This window comes from Streptomyces klenkii, from assembly GCF_003626645.1.
Taxonomy (GTDB): domain Bacteria; phylum Actinomycetota; class Actinomycetes; order Streptomycetales; family Streptomycetaceae; genus Streptomyces; species Streptomyces klenkii.
The window spans coordinates 263,832-281,704 of sequence record NZ_RBAM01000006.1; the positions used below are offsets into that span (position 1 = coordinate 263,832).

A 17,873-nucleotide genomic window follows, 5' to 3' on the forward strand; every position below is an offset into this window, starting at 1 on the left:
GCCGAACGAGCTGACGCCGGCCCTCGCCGGCGCGCCGTCGGGTGTTTCCCATGCCTGCCGTCCGGACTGGATCCGGAAGGGGCTGCCCGAGAGGTCGATCTCAGGGTTGGTCGCGCGCAGGTCCACCAGGCCGGGGAGCGTGCGGTGACGCATCGCCAGCAGGACCTTCACGATGCCGGCGACCCCGGCCGCGGCCTCCAGGTGGCCGATGTTCGTCTTGACCGAGCCGACGCCCGTCCGCGCGGGGGCGACCGGGATGCCCCAGTCCCCGTACAGCCGGCCGAACGCCTCTTTGAGGGCGTCGATCTCGATCGGGTCGCCGAGCGGCGTCCCGGTGCCGTGGGCCTCGATGTAGCCGATGGTGTCGGGCGCCACCGCGGCGGCCCGGTGCGCGGCGAGGACGACCTCGCGCTGCGCCTGCGGGTTGGGCACGGTGAGCGAGTGGGTGTGCCCGCCGTGGTTCTCCGCCGAGCCGATCAGCACGCCGTGCACCGGATCTCCGTCGGCCAGCGCGCGGTCCAGCAGCTTCAGCGCGAGGAGCACCACGCCCTCGCCCCGGCCGTAGCCGTCGGCGCGCTCGTCGAACGTCTTGCAGCGGCCGTCGGGGCTGAGCATCCCGGCGCGGCGCAGCCCGGTGAACCCGTGCGGGGACAGCAGCAGGTTCGCTCCGCCGGCCAGGGCCAGCTCGCAGTCCCCCTGCTGGAGCGCGCGGGCCGCGCGGTGGACGGCGACGAGCGAGCTGGAGCACGCCGTGTCGAAGACGGCGCTGGGGCCGTGCAGGTCGAAGACGTACGAGATGCGGTTGGCCGCGATCGAGGCGACGTTGCCGATCAGGAAGTGGTCGCCCATCTCCGGGGAGCCGGGGCCGAGCAGGCTCAGGTAGTCCGCGCCGCTGAGGCCGACGAAGACGCCGGTGCGGCTGCCCGCGAGCGCCGCCGGGACCTGCCCCGAGTCCAGGACGGCCTCGTGGGCCGCGTGCAGCAGCAGCCGCTGCTGCGGGTCCATCTGCGCCGCCTCGCGGGGCGAGATGCGGAACAGCTGGGCGTCGAAGGCGTCCACGTCGTCGACGTAGGAGCCGCGGAAGCGCTCGGGGAAGACCCGGTCGGAGAAGCCGCGCTCCAGCGGGTAGGGCCGGGTCAGGTCGCGTCCGACGGCGAGGTGCTCCCAGAACTCCTCCAGGCCGGCGGAGGAGGGCAGGCGGCCGCCGATGCCGACGATCGCCACCGGCGGGTAGCCGTCCGCCGCGGCGGACGGGGCCGGCGCGCCCGCCTGTGCCACGGAGACCACGGCCGCGGACGGGGACGGGGCGGCCGGGGTGAACGCTCCGGGGTGGGCTTCGCGGAGGTGGGCCGCGAGCGAGGTGAGGTCCGGGTGGGCGTAGAAGACCGTCGGCCGCACCGGGATGCCGAAACGTTCCCGCAGTGCCACCGCCAGCCGGGTGAAGCCGATCGAGTCGAAGCCCGCCTCGCCCAGCGGCCGGTCCACGGGGATGTTCTGCGCCGGCACCCCGGCGACCCCCGCCGTCGTCTCGCGCAACCAGGTCACGAGGTCACCGGCGTGCGCCGCGGGCCGCGCGGGCGCCGCCGCGGCCGGCCCGGCCACGGGTCCGGCGGCCGGGCCGCCGCCGTGGCCGAAGCGGCGCACCAGTTCGTCGAGGGGCAGCGCCGTCAGCGGACCGGTGTCGACCTTCGCGTTGGGGGTCAGAGGGAACCGCTCCAGGGCCACGGTGCGGGAGGGAACCATGTAGTCGGGCAGCCGGTCCGCGATCCGCCGGACGGCGGACGCCGCGTCCGCGCCGCCCGTCACGAACGCCACGAGCTGCGGGTGCCCGGCCAGTTCCTCGCGCACGACCACGCGGACGTCGCCGACCTCGCCGGTGCTCCGGACCGCGGCCTCGACCTCTCCGAGCTCGATGCGGTGGCCGCGCAGCTTCACCTGCCGGTCGGCCCGCCCGAGCACCAGCATCTCGCCGGTGGGCGTCCAGCGGGCCAGGTCGCCGGTGCGGTAGAGCCGTTCGCCGGTCGCCGGGTCCTCGACGAAGCGCTCGGCCGTCAGCTCCGGGCGGCCGCGGTAGCCCAGGGCGACGCCGTCGCCGCCGATCAGCAGCTCGCCCACGGCACCGAACGGCACGGGGGCGCCGCCGGGGCCGGCGGTACGGAAGGTGGTGTTGGCGATCGGGGTGCCCACGGTCACGGGGGCGTTGCGGCGCACGCGCTGCGCGGAGGACCAGATGGTCGTCTCCGTCGGGCCGTACATGTTCCACAGCTCGTCGCACCGGTCCAGGAGCCGGCCGGCGAGCTCGGGCGTCATCGCCTCGCCGCCGCACAGGATCCTGCGCACGCGTCCCGTCCAGCCGGCGTGCAGCAGCATCTCCCAGGTGGCGGGGGTGGCCTGGACGATCGTGGCGCCCGACGCGCCGATCAGCTCGGCCAGCGCGAAGCCGTCCCGCAGCGCCTCCGAGGGCGCGATGCGGACGGTGGCGCCGCGGGTCAGCGGGAGCAGCAGCTCCAGGCCCGAGATGTCGAAGCCCGCGGTGGTCACGGCCAGCAGCGTGTCACCCTCGGCGCAGCCGGGGCTGTCGGCCGTCGAGTCGAGCAGGTTGACGAGGTTGCCGTGGCTGACCTCGACGCCCTTGGGCTCGCCGGTCGACCCGGACGTGTAGAGCACGTACGCGAGGTCGCCGTCGCGGCGGGCGACCGGGGCGGCGGGAGCCGCCGTCTCCCGGCCGGTCAGGGGGATGCGGACGCCGGGCGTGCCCTCGGGCAGCCGGCCGGCCAGGTCCGGGTCGAGGACCACGGCCGCGAGGCCCGCGTCGGTGGCGATGTGGGCGAGCCGGGCCGCGGGGAAGTCCGGGTCCAGGGGGACGTAGGCGGCGCCGGCGGCCTGGATCGCGAGCAGGGTCACGACAAGCGCGGCCCGGCGGCCCACGAGGACGCCGACGACGTCGCCGGGGCGCACGCCGCGGCCGGTGAGCGCCCGGGTGAGGGCGTGGGTGCGCCCGGCGAGCCCGGCGTAGGTCAGCGACTCCTCGGCGTCGGCCACCGCGGTGCGCTCCGGGGTGCGCTCCGCCTGCCGGAGGACGAGGCCCGCGGCGGTGACGTCGCGCGGCCGTTCGCGGCGGGTGGCGTTGGCCCGCTCGACCGCACCGCGCTCGGCGGCGGTGGCGAGTTCGACGTCGCCGACGCGCCGCGAGGGGTCGGCCGTCACGGCCTCCAGCAGCAGCCGGTAGTGCTCGGCCAGCCGCTCGGCGGTGGAGCGGTCGAAGCGCGCCGGGTCGTACTTGACGTACACCAGCGCGCCGGGGCCGCGCACGACCACCTCGACGACGAGGTCGTTCTCGCCCTCCTGGGTGAGGTCGAGCGCGTCCCGGAAGACGGTCTGCCCGGCCGCCATGTCCTGGTCGCCGCCGACGCCCTGCTGCATGTAGAAGCCGATGTCGAAGCCCGCTCCGGCGTCGGAGGTGCGGCGCAGGTCGTCGACGACGGACGCGAACGGGTAGGCGGCGTGGTCCTCGGCCTCCGCCATCCGCGCGTGGACGGCGTCCATGAGCGCGGTGAAGCTCCGGCCGGGGTCGCAGTCCAGGCGCAGCACCACCGGGTTGATCAGGTAGCCGACGGTGCGGTCGAAGCGCTGCGAGGGGCGGCCGTCGGTCGGCACCATGACGCTGATGTCGCGGTGCCCGGAGTGCCGGTGCAACAGGGCGGCGAAGGCGCCGAGGACGACGCTGAACGGGGTCAGCCGGGCCGCGCGGGCGGTGTCGCGGACCGCGCTCCAGGTCGCCTCGGAGAGCCGCAGCTGCACCATCGCGCCCTCGTCGTGCGCGGCGGGGGCGCGCCGGGGGCGGTCGGCGATCGCTTCCAGCACGGGCGCGGTCGAGGCGCCGGTCAGCCGGTCGAGCCACCACGCGCGGTGTTCCCGGGCCTCCGGGCCCGCGAGCATCGCCCGCTGCCAGCGCACGAACTCGGCGTACGGGGCGGCGGGTTCGGCGGCCGGCAGCTGCCGTCCCGCGGCGAGCGCCTCGTGGCAGGCGACGATGTCGCGCAGCAGGAGGTGGCTGGAGACACCGTCGGTGATCAGGTGGTGGAAGACCAGGAGCAGCAGGGTGCCGCCGCCGGGGGCCGCGACGAGCCACATCCGGTGCAGCGCGTCGTGTTCGAGGTCGAACGGACGGCTGATCAGGTTCCGCAGGCGGACGGCGAATTCGCCGTCGGTGACGTGGCGGAGGTCCAGCCGGGTCACCTCCGCGGGGCGGTCGGTGATCTCCTGCTCCGGCCCGCCGGCGCCGAGCCGGACGGCGATGCGCAGCCCGGGGTGCCGGCGCACCACGGCGGCCAGCGCCTCGGCCAGCCGGCCGGGGTCGACGCCGTCGCCGAGCCACAGGCCCAGCGGGAGGTTGTACGAGGACGCCCGCGGGTTGTCCGCGTGGATCGCCCACAGCGCCGCCTGTCCGCGGCTGAGCGGGTACGGGCCCGGCCCGGGCTCCGGCTCCGGCTCGCCCGCCGGTGCCTGCTCCCGTGCGGGCGACGGCTCGGCCAGCCCGCGCAGCACGAGCTCCGCCACGTCGTCGGACATCTCTCCGGCGGCGATGGCCGCCAGCAGTTCGCGCAGTTCGGTACTCATCGGCCCGTCCCTCCCTTCAGTGCGGCCAGCGCGTCGTCCACGCGCACGGATCCGTCGCGCAGACCGGTCAGCAGGGCCGCGATCCTGTCCCCGGACTGCTCCGGGGCCTTCGCGGTCGCCTGCGCGGGTACGGGGGCCGGTGCGGTCTCCTCGCGCCCCGGCAGGGGCCCGTACGCCTCGAACACGGCGCGGGCCACGGCGCGCGCCGTCTGGGCCACGCCGAACATGCGCGCGGGGATCTCGACGCCGTAGTCGGCGCCGAGGCGGCGGCTCAGCCGGCGCAGGCCCAGCGAGTCCACTCCGGCGTCCGACAGCACCCGGTCCACGGGCAGCCGGTCGGGCCGCATGCCCAGGTGCGCGGCCAGGAGCCCGCGCACGTGCTCGCGCACGGCGGCCTCCGGGCCGGTGCCGGCGGGCGGCGCGGCCGCCACGGGCGCGGCGGGCTCGGCGGGCCGTACGGGCTCGGCGGCTTCGGCGGGCCTGGCGTGCTCGACCTGCACGGCCTCGGCCTGCCGGGCGGGCTCGGCGGGTACGGCGGCCGCGTCGCGGTCCTCGGCAGCACCGTCGACCAGGCCCGCCTCGGCGGCCTGGACGGCGTCGAACCGGGGGCCGGGGGTCAGCCAGTAGCTCTCCCGTGCGAACGGGTAGGTCGGTGCGGGGACGCGGCGCGGGGCCGCGCCCTGCCACAGCTCCGCCCAGTCGATCGGCGCGCCGCCGACCCACAGCCGGGCGACCTTGTCGAGCAGGCCGGCGTCCACCACGGACCGCAGGTAGCGGCGGCCCTCGGCGCCCTCCAGCAGCAGCGCCGTGGTGGCGTCCGAGCCGTCCCCGGTGAACACGCCGGCGGCGCCGTCACCGGACAGCCAGGCCTCCAGGCCCGCCACCAGCGCGCGCAGCGAGCCGGCGACGATCGCGAGGCGCTCGGAGAACTCCTCGCGGCCGGTCTGGAGCGTGTGGGCGAGGGCGGCCGGGGAGACGTCCTCGTGGTCCGCGGCCCAGCGGGCCAGGCGCCGCGCGTAGCCGCGCAGCCGCTCCGCGTCCCTGGCCGACAGGACGAACACCTGGGCGCCGGACGGCGCGGGGGGCACCTCCTCGCCGTACTCCTCCACGACCAGGTGGGCGTTGACGCCGCCCAGGCCGAAGGAGCTCACTCCGGCCCGCAGCGGGGCCTCGGCCCCGTCGGGCGTGCGGACCCGGCGCCAGGGCTCGCGCCCGTCCGGCAGCCGCAGCGGGCTGCCGCCGAGGCGCAGGTGCGGGTTGAGGGTGTCCAGGTGCAGGTTCGCGGGGATCTCCCGGTGCCGCATCGCGAGCAGGGCCTTGATCAGGCCGGTGACGCCCGCGGCCGCCTCCAGGTGGCCGGTGTTGGTCTTCACCGCGCCCAGCGTCACGTGTGCTTCCCCGCACTCGGCACCGTGGTCGGCGTACAGCTCCGCGAACGCCGTCTTGAGGCCCTCCACCTCGACCGGGTCGCCGAGTTCGGTGCCGGTGCCGTGCGTCTCGACGTACGTGACGGTCCGCGGGTCCACCCCGGCCCGGCGGTGCGCCTTGACGATGCAGGCGGCCTGGGCGTCCGGGTTGGGGGCGGTCAGCGAGTTGGTGCGGCCGCCGTGGTTGACCGCGCTGCCGCGCAGGACGCCGTGGATGACGTCGCCGTCCGCGATCGCCGCGTCGAGGCGCTTGAGCACCACCACGCCGACGCCCTCGGCGCGCACGATGCCGTTGGCGCTCGCGTCGAAGGTGCGGCAGCGGCCGTCGGGGCTCAGCATGTCGGCCTGGCTCATGTCGACGAACAGCGTCGGCGAGGCGATGACGTTCACGCCGCCCGCCAGCGCGACCTCGCAGTCGCCGTGCCGGATGGCCTCGGCCGCCCGGTGGACGGCGACGAGCGACGACGAGCAGGCCGTGTCGATCGTCTCGCTGGGGCCGCGCAGGTTCAGCAGGTAGGACACCCGGTTGGACATGATGGCGTGCGCCCTGCCCACCGTGTTGTACCCGTCGAGCGGGACGCCGAGGGCGTGCTGGAGCTCGAAGTAGTCGTAGGTGCCGCTGCCGATGAAGACGCCGGTGTCCGTGCCCGCGAGCGAGGACGGCCGGATGCCGGCGTTCTCGATCGCGGTCCAGGCGGCCTCCAGCACGAGCCGGTGCTGCGGGTCCATGGCCACGGCCTCGTGCGGGGAGATGCCGAAGAACTGCGGGTCGAACAGGTCGACGCGGCGCAGGAACCCGCCCCACTTGGCCGGCGTGCGGAACCGTCCGGGCTCCGGCTCGCCGTGCAGGCGGCGCCAGTCCCAGCGGTCGGCCGGGATCTCGCGGACCAGGTCGTCACCGGCCGTCAGGTGCTGCCAGAACTCGTCCAGGTCGTCGGAGTCCGGCAGCAGGCCCGCCATGCCGACGATCGCCACGGCGGCGGGTTCGCCGGCGAGGGGTGCCGGGACGGCCCCGGGCGCGGTGCGCACGGTTGCGGGCGCGGCCGCCGCGGGGGCGGGGGCCGGCTCCGGGGCGGGAGCGGGCCGCTCCGGGGCGGGGGCCGCCGGGCGGAAGGCGGCCGCCAGGGCCGGACCGTGGTCCCGGAGCACCTTGCCGACGAGGTCGTTCGCGGTGGCCACGCCGAAGAACGCGGCCGGCGTCAGGTCCAGGTCCCAGCGCGCGTTCGCCAGGTGGCTCAGCCGCGTGTACATGATCGAGTCGAAGCCGAAGCGGCTGAGCAGGTCGTCCGCGGCGAGCTCGCCCGGCCGGATGCCCGCCACCTCACGCAGGAGGCCCAGCAGTTCACCGGCCGCGGCCTCGCGCCACCCTTCGGCGGCCGGGGCGGCCGCCGCGGCGGTCGCGGGGGCTGCCGCCGGAGCGGCGACCGGCTCCGGGGCCGCGGGCCGCTGTCCGGCCGCACCCGCCACCGGGACGCCGATGCGGGCGAGGAAGTCATCCGTACCGGAGACCACTGCCACCTGAACCTCCTGTCCGCCGAGCACCTGGCTCAGCGCCTCGAATCCCGCCTGCGGTGAGAGCGGGTGGACACCCGCGGCGACCAGCCGGTCGCGGTGGCGCTCGGTGAGCGCGGAGCCGGCCCAGGCCCCCCAGTTCAGGACCCGGACGGGGTAGGGCAGGTGCGCGGCGAGCGCGCGCCCGATGGCGTCCTGTGCGGTGCACCCCGCCGCGTAGGCGGCCTGACCGGGGTTCCCGAGGAACGACTGGACGGACGAGAACACCGCGAGGAAGTCGGGCCGGCGGTCGCCCAGGGCCACGGCGAGCGCCGCGGTCGTACGGCTCTTCGCGGTCAGCGCGCGCGTGAACCACGCCTCGTCCATGGCCGCCAGCGACCGGTCGCCGGGGACGGTCACCGAGTGCAGGACCCCGTGCACGGTGCCCACGCGCTCGAACACGGCCCGCAGCTGGTCCGGTTCGGCGGCGTCCGCCCGGTGGACCTCCACCGACGTCCCGGCCGGGTCGATCGCCCGGATGCGGGCGGCCTTGGCCGCGTCCGGCGCGGAGCGCGCGACGAGGGCGACCCTGGCCCGGTACCGCCGCACGAGCTGTTCGGCGATGTCCAGTCCCAGGTCACCAGTACCCCCGGTGATCACGTACGTGCCGCCCTCGCGCAGCACGGGTGCGGCCGGCGCCTCGCCCTCGACGGGGACGAGCACTTCCCGGAACCACTGCCCGGCGCGCAGCGCGTAGTCGCCGGGGACGGCGACGGAGACGGTCGCGGGGTCGTCCGCTCCGACGTCGACGGTGCTGACCCGCCAGCGCTCGCACTCGTGGCGCACCGACCTGGCCAGGCCCAGCGCGGCCGCGGCCGACGGGTCGGCGGGGGCGGAGTCCACCCCTGCGGCGCGGCGCGTGACGACGGTCAGCGAGAGCTCGCCGGCCGCGCCGGGGCGCTCCTGGAGATGCTTGACGATGCGGAACAGGCCGAGGACGCCGGCCTCGCCGCTGACCACGGCGTGGACCGCGGCGGGCGTCGGCAGCGACTCCAGGGGAGCGTCACCGATGCGGTGGACGTCGGCCGCCGGGTGCTCGTCGCAGCCGAGCACCCAGACGGGACCGGCGGCCGGGAAGGCGGCGACCGGGGCGGCGACGGGCTGCCGGCGCGGCGCGTACCGGCCCGCGGGGGCGGCGGGGGCGCTCTCGCCGGACGGCTCCTGGGCGGCGGTGCCGGTGGGCAGGTCCTCGAGCCCCGCCCAGCAGCGGCGGCGCTCGAACGGGTAGGTCGGCAGCGGGATGAGGACGCCGCCCTGCGGCCACTCGACGCGCTCTCCCGCCACCCAGCGGTCGGCGGTGGCGGTGCCTCCGGGCCGGGCCAGCGCGGGGTGCTCGGCGCCCCGGGCGGCGGCAGCCAGCGCGGCGGCGAGCGTGTGCCGGTCACCCGCGGTCACCGCCAGCCGCACCTCCATCGCGTCCCGGCCGTGCTGGAGCGTGTGCGCCGTGTCCGCCAGGTCCGGGGCCCGGTCCAGGGCCTCCAGCAGCGCCGTCGCGTACCGGCGCAGCGCCTCCGGAGTGCGGGCGGACAGCGGGAACACCCAGGGGCCGTACGGCCGTTGCGGTTCCGGTGCGGGCCCGGCCTCCTCCAGGACGACGTGGGCGTTGACCCCGCCGTAGCCGAAGGAGCTGACCCCCGCGCGCCGCGGGGCCACGGCCGGGCTCGGCCACGGCCGGGCCGAGCGGACCAGGTGGAAGGGGGTGCCGTCGAGGCGCAGGTGCGGGTTCTGCTCGCCGAGGCCGGCCACGGGCGGCAGCACGGCGTGCTCCATCGCCAGCAGCACCTTGAGGACGCCGGCGGCGCCGGCGGCGGACTCCAGGTGGCCGATGTTCGCCTTGACCGCTCCGAGACCGCAGTGGGGCTCGGCCGGCGCCTGGACTCCGCGGCGGCGGAAGAGCTCGTCGAAGGCCGTGCGCAGGCCGTTGATCTCGACCGGGTCGCCGAGCTCGGTGCCCGTGCCGTGCGTCTCCAGGTAGCCGACCGTGGCGGGGTCGGTTCCGGCGCGCTCGTGCGCCCGCACGATCATCGCCGCCTGGGCGGCCGGGTTGGGCGCGGTCAGGGACCGGGAGCGGCCGCCGTGGTTGACGGCGGTGCCGCGCAGCCAGGCGCGCACGCGGTGGCGGCGGGCCGGGCCCTCGCGGGTGAGGACGACGAAGCCGAAGCCCTCGCTGCGCACGAAGCCGTCGGCGCGGGCGTCGAAGGCCTGGCAGCGGCCCGTCGGGCTGAGCATGCCGGTGCGGCTGAGCAGGACGTGGTTGTGCGGCGACAGGATGAGGTTGATGCCGCCGGCGACCGCGATGTCGCACTCCCCCGACCGGATGGCCTCCGCGGCCCGGTGGAGGGCGACGAGGGAGCTGGAGCAGCCCGTGTTGACCGGTTCGCTCGGTCCGTGCAGGTCGAGCAGGTAGGAGACGCGGTTGACCAGGATGGAGTGCGTGGTGGCGGTGGCCGCGTGAGCGTCGACGGGGACGCCCGCGGCCTTCCTGACCTCGTCGTAGTCGCTCGATCCCACGCCGATGAACAGGCCGGTGTCCGAGCCCGCGAGGGCGCCCGGCGCCAGGCCGGCGTCCTCCAGCGCCGTCCACACGCCCTGAAGGACGAGCCGCTGCTGCGGGTCCATGCCCGCGGCCTCGTGCGGGGAGATGCCGAAGAACAAGGGGTCGAAGACGTCGACGTCGTGGACGAAGCCGCCGCGGCCGGCCACGCCCTCGGGGAGGGAGCGGCGGTCCCACCGGTCGGCGGGCACGTCGGTGATCAGGTCGTCGCCCGCCACCAGGTGCTGCCAGAACTCGTCCAGGTCGCGGCTGCCGGGCATCCGCCCGGCCATGCCGACGATCGCGATCGCCTCGGGCCCGGCGGGCGCGGCCGCCGGCGCCGCGGAGACGGGCGCCACGGGCGCGGGCAGGGGGGCCGGCTCGGGCCGCTCCTCGCCCGCCCCGGCGGCACCGTGGGCGGCGGGCGCGGGAGCGACGGCCCGCGGGGCGTCCAGCAGTCCGGCGTGGTCGCTCACGAGGCGGTCTGCCAGCGCGCGCAGGGTGGGCGTCTCGTAGAAGAGCGCGGGCGTCACGTCCAGGGCGAACTCGTCGTTCAGCCGGCTCGCGAGGAGGCTGTAGCTGACCGAGTCGAACCCGTAGTCGCCGATCGCCCGGTCGAGGTCGAGGTCGCCGACGGGGATGCCCGAGGCGTCCGCCGTGAGGGCCAGGAGCGCGTCGGTGAAGGAGGACAAGAAGGACACGGTGGTGTCGCTCCCGGGTGCGGCCTCGCCGCCGGGTGCGGCGGCGGGTGCGGCGGCGGGTGCGGCGGCGCCGGCCACGGCCCTGGCCACGACGACGTGCTGGAAGTTGCGGGTCGTCGCGCCGGAGTCCGGCATCGCGGCCGCCACCTCGTAGCCGGCGACGGCGAGCAGCCGGGTCCAGCCGGGCACGTCCAGCAGCGGCGAGCCGGGCAGGCGCAGACCGGTGTCGTCGTGGGCCCACCAGCCGTCGAACAGGCCGTAGGTGACCGTGGCGGGCAGGGTGACCGTGGTCAGCTCGTTGAACACCAGCTCGCCGCCGGTGCGCAGCAGGCCGCGCAGGTGGCGCACGGCGCGGCCCACGTCCGACGTGGCGTGCAGGACGTTGGCCGCGACAGCGAGGTCGAAGCCGTCCGCCGGGAAGCCCTGGGCGACGGGGTCGCTGTCCAGGTTGAGGCGCTTGAACCGCAGGAACGGGTACTGCTCGCCGAACTCCGCCCGGCCGTGGGCGAGGAAGGTGACCGACAGATCGGTGTACCAGTACTCGACCCGCTCGCCGTAGGGGCGGAGGGCACGCAGCAGGCCCGCGGACGTACCGCCGGTGCCGGAGCCGACCTCCAGGATGCGCACCTTGGCGTCCGGCGGGAGCTCCGCCAGGCGTCGCCGCACGTGCCCGACGAGGTGCTCGGTGAGCAGGTCGTTGTAGAGGTCGCTGATGGGGTTGCCCCGGTAGACACGCTCCATGAGGGAGGTGCCCGACTTGGGGAAGAGGAGTTCGGTGGCGAGGAGTTCGCCGCGCAGCAGCTCGGGGAAGCGCTCCAGGCACAGGGCCAGCAGCCGTACGAAGACCGCGGACTCGGGGTGGGCGTCGGCCAGTTCGCCGAGCTGCCGGAGGTGTCCGCCGGCGCGGGCCCCGGCCAGGGCGCCCGGCACCGGGCGCAGGCGTCCGCCGCCGGCGTCGAGCAGGCCGTGCTGCGCGAGCATGTCCAGCAGGGTGTGCAGCAGCCGCTCGTAGCGGGGGGTGACGCCGATCCGGCGGGAGACCTCGGCCGCGTCCGGGTCGGGGCCTGCGAAGGCACCCAGGTCGTCGAGCAGGGCCAGCAGTGCGCCGGTGGCGACCTCCGTCATCCGCCGGTCGAGCGCGTGGAAGTCCTCCACGACGCGCAGCCCGGCGGTGCCCCGCTGTCCACCGTCGGTGGTGGTCACGTCCGTCGTCTCCGTTCTCGTTGCTCCCATGCGCTCCCGCAGCGCCGCGGTGCCGGGCACCACGACGGCCTGGGGAGCCGGCTGCCGCAGTGCTTCGAGCAGCGCGGCGAATCCCGCCGCGGGCGTGATGGACCGGAAGCCGGCCGCGGTCAGGCCGTCCCGGTGGGTGTCGCCGGCCACCGCGCCGACCGTGCCCCAGAAGCCCCAGTCGACCGCGCGCACCGGGTAGGGCAGGCGGGCGTCGAGCGCGTGGGCGTAGGCGTCCAGGAAGGTGGAACCGGCCGCGTAGTTGGCCAGGCCCGGGTCGCCGAGGAAGGACTGCGCGGAGGAGAAGAAGGCCAGGAAGTCCAGCGGGCGTCCGCGCAGCGCGTCGGCCAGGGCCGCCGCGACGCCGGACTTGGCCGCCAGGCTCTCCGCGAGGTCCTCGTCGGACATGTTGCGCACCAGCCGGTCGCGCTGGACCAGGGCGGCGTGCACGACGCCGTGCACCGGCCCTTCCCGGTCGAGGAGGGCCGCGAGCCCGGCGCTGTCGGTGGCGTCGGCGCGCACGTAGCGGATCCCCTCCCCCAGGCCGGTGCCGGAGGGGAGTTCGCTGCGGCCGACCAGGACGACCTGCGCGTCCCAGTCCGCGGCGAGCCGGTGGGCGAGGGCCGCGCCGATGCCGCGGGAGCCTCCGATGATGACGTACGTGCCGCCGCGGCGGAGCGGTACGGGAGCGCTGCCGGCCGGAGCCGGGCGCAGGACCTGGGTGTGGCGGACGGTCCCGGTGCAGGCCGTCCGGGTTCCCCGCGGTGCCGGGGTCACGAGGTGCGCGGACTCGTGGGCGGGGTCGAGGTCGACGGTGGCGACCGACCAGCCGGGGTGCTCGTTCTCCAGGACCCGGGCGAAGCCGGTGACACCGGCGGCGTACGGGTCGGTCACGCCGCGGCCGGGTGCGGCGGCGGCACCGGTGGTGACGACCACCCAGTCGAGTGCGGGCAGGTGGGACCACTGGCGGGCGTGGCGGGCCAGGGCCTTGACGCCGGCGGCCTCGGCGGCCGCGACGCGGTCGGTCTCGCGCGGGGCGGCGGCGTCCGTGGTGCCGGTGAGGACGTAGACCAGGCGCGGCGTGACGGAAACGGGTGCGCCCAGCGGGGCGAGGACCGCGCCCTCGTGGCGGGCCGACAACTCGGCGGCGAGGCCCTCGCGTCCGGGGGCGTGCAGCACCACGACGGGGCCGGCGGGGGCCGGGGCCTCGGCGGGGGCGGCGCACACCTCCCAGGAGGGGACGTCCACCGGGAGGGCCTCCGGGGCGGGCTCCGGGACCCGCTGGACCGGGGCGGGAGCCGGGGCCTCGGCGGGGACGGCGGGCGCGGCGTCGACCCAGCACCGTACGCGGGCGAACGGGTAGAGCGGCAGCGCCACTTTCCGTGCCGTACGGCCGCGGTGCAGGGCACGCCAGTCCGGCGCGGCGCCCGCCGCCCAGCTGCGGGCCAGCACGTGGGGGTCCGTGGAATCCGGGACGGCGGCGCCGGACGCGCCGGTGACGCTGCCCCGGTAGCCGGCGGTCCGGGAGCCGTCGAGGAAGGCGCGGAGCGCCGAGCGCAGTTCGTCCGCGTCCGAGGCGACGACGGCGAGCCGCTCGGCCATGGGTTCGCGGCCGGTCTGGGTGGTGTAGGCGATGTCGGCCAGCGGGGCGTCCGGTCCCGCGCCGGCGGGCAGGCCCGCGGCGAGACCGGCCAGCGTGGAGCGGGCGTCGACGTGCGGGGCGGAGCCCGGGAAGCGCTCCGCGAGGGCGCGCGCCAGCCTGCGCAGGTCGTCCGCGTCCAGGCCGAGTTCGTCGAGTTCGGCCTCGGGGTCCGCACCGGTCAGGCCGGCGAGCGCGGCCACGTCGGCGGTCCGGTCGCCCGCGGGCGGCTCCAGGTAGCGCTGCGCCAGTTCGCGCAGGGCCTCCTGGGTGCGGGCGGAGAGCAGGACGACCTGCGGCCCGGCCACGGCGGGGGCGGCCTGCGGCTGCGGGTACTCCTCGACGATGACGTGGGCGTTGGCCCCGCCCGCGCCGAACGCGCTGACGGCGGCGCGGCGCGGGGTGCCGTCCGCGGCGGCGGGCCACGGCTCCGTCTCGCGCTGCACCTTCAGGCCCGCGGCGTCCCAGTCGATGCCGGGGTTGGCCGGGTCGGCGTGCAGGGACGGGACCAGGGTGCGGTGGCGCAGCTGGAGCAGCACCTTCGTCAGCCCGGCGATGCCGGCGGCCGGCTCCAGGTGGCCGATGCCGGACTTCACCGAACCCAGCCGGCCCGGCGCGTCGCCGTACGCCTGGGACAGTGCCGTGATCTCGATGGGGTCGCCGAGCGCCGTGCCCGTGCCGTGCGCCTCGACGTAGCCGACGGACGCGGCCTCGACCCCCGCCTTGCGCAGCGCCCGCCGGACGACGTCGGCCTGTGCGGCGGGGTTGGGCACGAAGAAGCCGCCCGCGCGCCCGCCGTGGTTGACGGCGCTGCCCTTGATCACGCCGAGAACACGGTCGCCGTCCTCCAGGGCGCGGGCCAGGGGCTTGAGCACGACGACGCCGACGCCCTCGCCGGGCACGTAGCCGTCGCCTCCGGCGCCGAAGGCGCGGCAGCGGCCGTCGGTGGAGACGAAGCCGACCTGGCTCAGGTGCAGGTACTTGTACGGGTGGACGATGAGGTTCACGCCGCCGGCGAGCGCCAGTTCGCTGTCGCCGGACCGCAGGCTCTCGCAGGCCAGGTGCAGGGCGGTCAGGGACGACGAGCACATCGTGTCCAGCGCCAGGCTGGGGCCGTGCAGGTCGAGGAAGAAGGAGACGCGGTTGGCCACCGCCGAGGAGAACGACGTCGGCAGCACCGGCAGCCGGTCCTCGGCGCCCAGGCCGAGCATCTGGTACTGGGTGAACATCACGCCCGCGAAGACGCCCACGGAGCGTCCGGCCACGTCGGCGCGGGTCAGGCCGGCGTCCTCCAGGGCGTGCCAGGAGGTCTGGAGGAACAGCCGCTCCTGCGGGTCCATGCCCTCGGCCTCGCGCGGCGTGACGCGGAAGAAGGCGGGGTCGAACTCGTCGATGCCGTCCAGGAAGCCGCCCCACTTGCTGTACGAGCGGCCGGAGGTGCGGCCCTGCTCGTAGAAGCCGGTCTGCTCCCACCGGTCGGCGGGGATCTCGGTGACGCAGTCGCGCCCGGTGCGCAGGTTGGTCCAGAACCGGTCGAGGTCCTCGGCCATGGGGTAGCGGCCGGCGACGCCGATCACGGCGATGTCCCCGTCGGCGTCGTGCGCCTGCGGGAGTGCGGCCGGGCGCGGCGCGCGGCGGGCGGGCTCCGGGGATTCCGGCTGCTCCGCGGCGGCGGGCGCGGCCGGGTCGGCGGCGGCGAGGCCCAGCGCCTCGCGGGCCCGGCCGGGGTCGCCGTGGAGGACGACGACCTCGGTGCCGGACAGCGCGAGCGCCTGCTCGAACACGTCCAGTCCGTCCGCCGTCGGCAGAGCGGCCTGGCCCTGGCGGCGGAAGAGCGCCTCGGCCGCCGCGTCCGTGCGCATGCCGCCGCCGGCCCACAGCGGCCAGGCGAGGGAGACCAGTCCGCGCTCGCGGGCGTAGGCGTCCATGAAGGCGTTCGCGGCGGCGTAGTCGCTCTGTCCCGCGTTGCCCGCGACGCCGGTCACCGACGAGAACACGGCGAAGAAGTCGAGGTCAAGGTGGCGGGTCGCCTCGTCCAGCAGCACGGTCCCGCGGACCTTGGGCGCGAGGACCGCCGAGACATCCCCGGCCGGCTTGCCGGCGAACAGGCCGTCCCGCAGCACCCCGGCCGCGTGGACGACGCCGTCCAGCCGCCCGTACGTCTCCAGGACGTCCTTGACCAGGGCGTCCACCTCGGAGCGGACCGTGATGTCGGCGCGCACGTACGAGCCGGCCGGCGGCGAGGGCTGCGGTGAGCGCCCGGCCAGGACGGCCGTGGCCCCGCGCTCGGTCAGCCGGGCGGCGAGCTCGCGGCCGATGCCGCCCGCCCCGCCGGTGATCAGGTAGACCCCGCCGCGCCGGACGGGGGCCGCGGCCCCGAGGGCCGCCTCGCGGTAGCGGCGGACGTACCGGCGCCCCGCCGCGTGCCGCACCCACGCCTCGGAGAGGTCGCCGAACTCCGCGAGCAGCGCCTCCGGTTCGGCGGGGCCGTCGCACTCGACGGCCGTGATCGCGAGACGCGGCTGCTCCAGGCGCACGGTGCGGGCCAGCCCGGACACCGCGGCGGCGACCGGTGCCGGGCCCGCGTGCACGACGGGAACCGGGCGGTCCGCCAGGACCTTGGCCAGGGCGAGCACCTCCTGGCAGGCCGACTCCACGGCCTCGGGGAGGGCGGCCCCGTCCCGCGGCGCCACGTGCAGGACCGCCTCGGGCGGCGTGCCGAGGCCGGCGAGGAGCAGCCGCAGGTCACCGGTCTCCCCGGTGCGCAGCTCGTACTCGTCGTCCGCGATGCGGCGGAAGGCCGGACCGCGGCGGGCGGTGATCTGCCCGGGCCGGGCCGTCAGGTCGCCGATCACCAGCAGCGGGCCGGCGGCCGGTGCCTGGGGACGGGGCGCTTCCTGCCACAGGCCGGTCAGGGCGCCGGTGCGTCCGGGGAGTTCGTCCTGCGGAGCGGCGGCCGCCCGGGGGCGCGGGCCGGCGGGCAGCAGCCCGGCGAGGTGCGCCGCGACCGCGTCGACGGTCGGGTACTCGAAGAGCAGCGTGGGGTAGAGCGCGACGTCCCAGCGCTCCTCCAGGGCCCGGACGAGGGTGAGGAGGTGGGTCGACTCCAGGCCGAGGTCGTAGAAGCCGCGGTCCGGGTCCACTTCCAGGGCTGGGTCGCCGACGGTCAGACGGACCAGTTCGGTGATCTCCGCGCGGAGGTCGGCCGGTTCGCCGTCCGTGCCCGTGGGGGAGACCGGCTCGGCGGGGGCCGCGGCGGGCACCGGCGCGGCGGGTGGCGTGGCAGGCCCCGCGGCCGTGGTGAGCCGGGTGATCGACGCCGTGGAGCGGATGCGCTTGAAGGTCAGACCGGTGAACTGCGCGGCGAGGACGCCCGACCCGTCGTACAGGTCGATGTCGGCCTTGACGATGTCCTTGGCCGCCTCGTCGCCGGCCCCGGACGGCTTCAGGCGCAGGTCGACGGTGCAGGCGTCGCCGAGCGTGCGGGCCGCGCGGAAGGAGGCGATGTGCAGGGGGATGAACGGGCGCCCGTCGGCGTCGGCTCCGTCGAACACGAGCGCGTACGACTGCATGGTCGACCCGTCGAGCAGGGCGGGGTGGAGGAGGAAGTCCCCCACCGTGGCCCGTGCCTCATCGCCGAGCGCGATCTCGGCGCGCACGTGGTCGGTGCCGGTGCGCAGGGTGCCGGCGCAGCGCATGAAGGCCCGGTGCTCGATGCCGGCCGACCGGCCGGTCGCGTACACCTGGCCGACGTCGCCCGCGGCGCCGGGCGCCGCGGGGGCGAGCGTGCCGGTGAGCGGGGCCAGGCCGGTGCGCAGCGTCGCCCTCAGGTGGGTGGTCACCGCGTCGTCGACCGGAGTGCCGTCCTGCGTGCGGCGACTGGTCGCCGTCACGTGGAAGTCGGCACCGTCGGGCACGAGTTCGACGGACAGCTCGCGGTCGAAGGACTCGGTGGTGACCACCGGCTCGACGAACAGCACGTCGTTCAGCTCGGTCCCGTCCAGCGGGATGCCGTGCGCGACGAGCAGCCGGTGGACGATGTCGAGGAAGGTGACACCGGGCAGGGTGCGGACCCCGTGTACCCGGTGGTCGTCGACGATCGGGTTGTCCCGGTTCAAAAGCAGGGCACAGCGAACGGACCTTCGGTCCACGTGTTCTCTCCTGGGGATCGG

At 76.5% G+C, this 17,873-nt stretch carries 2 protein-coding genes (1 of these 2 only partly in view); both read right to left on the reverse strand.

The window, feature by feature from the left end; all coding sequences use genetic code 11:
• Nucleotides 1–4,620, reverse strand: the 5' portion of a protein-coding gene (locus D7231_RS16625; RefSeq protein ID WP_120756237.1) for a non-ribosomal peptide synthetase. 51 nt of this gene lie to the left of the window's left edge; only the first 4,620 of its 4,671 coding nucleotides appear in the window; the start codon lies at nt 4,618–4,620; its stop codon lies beyond the left edge, outside the window.
• Entirely contained in the window at nt 4,617–17,852 is a 13,236-nt protein-coding gene (locus D7231_RS16630) for an SDR family NAD(P)-dependent oxidoreductase (protein WP_120756238.1), read from the reverse strand. The genes D7231_RS16625 and D7231_RS16630 overlap by 4 nt, the downstream gene beginning before the upstream one ends.
• Nucleotides 17,853–17,873: the final 21 nt, after the last annotated feature.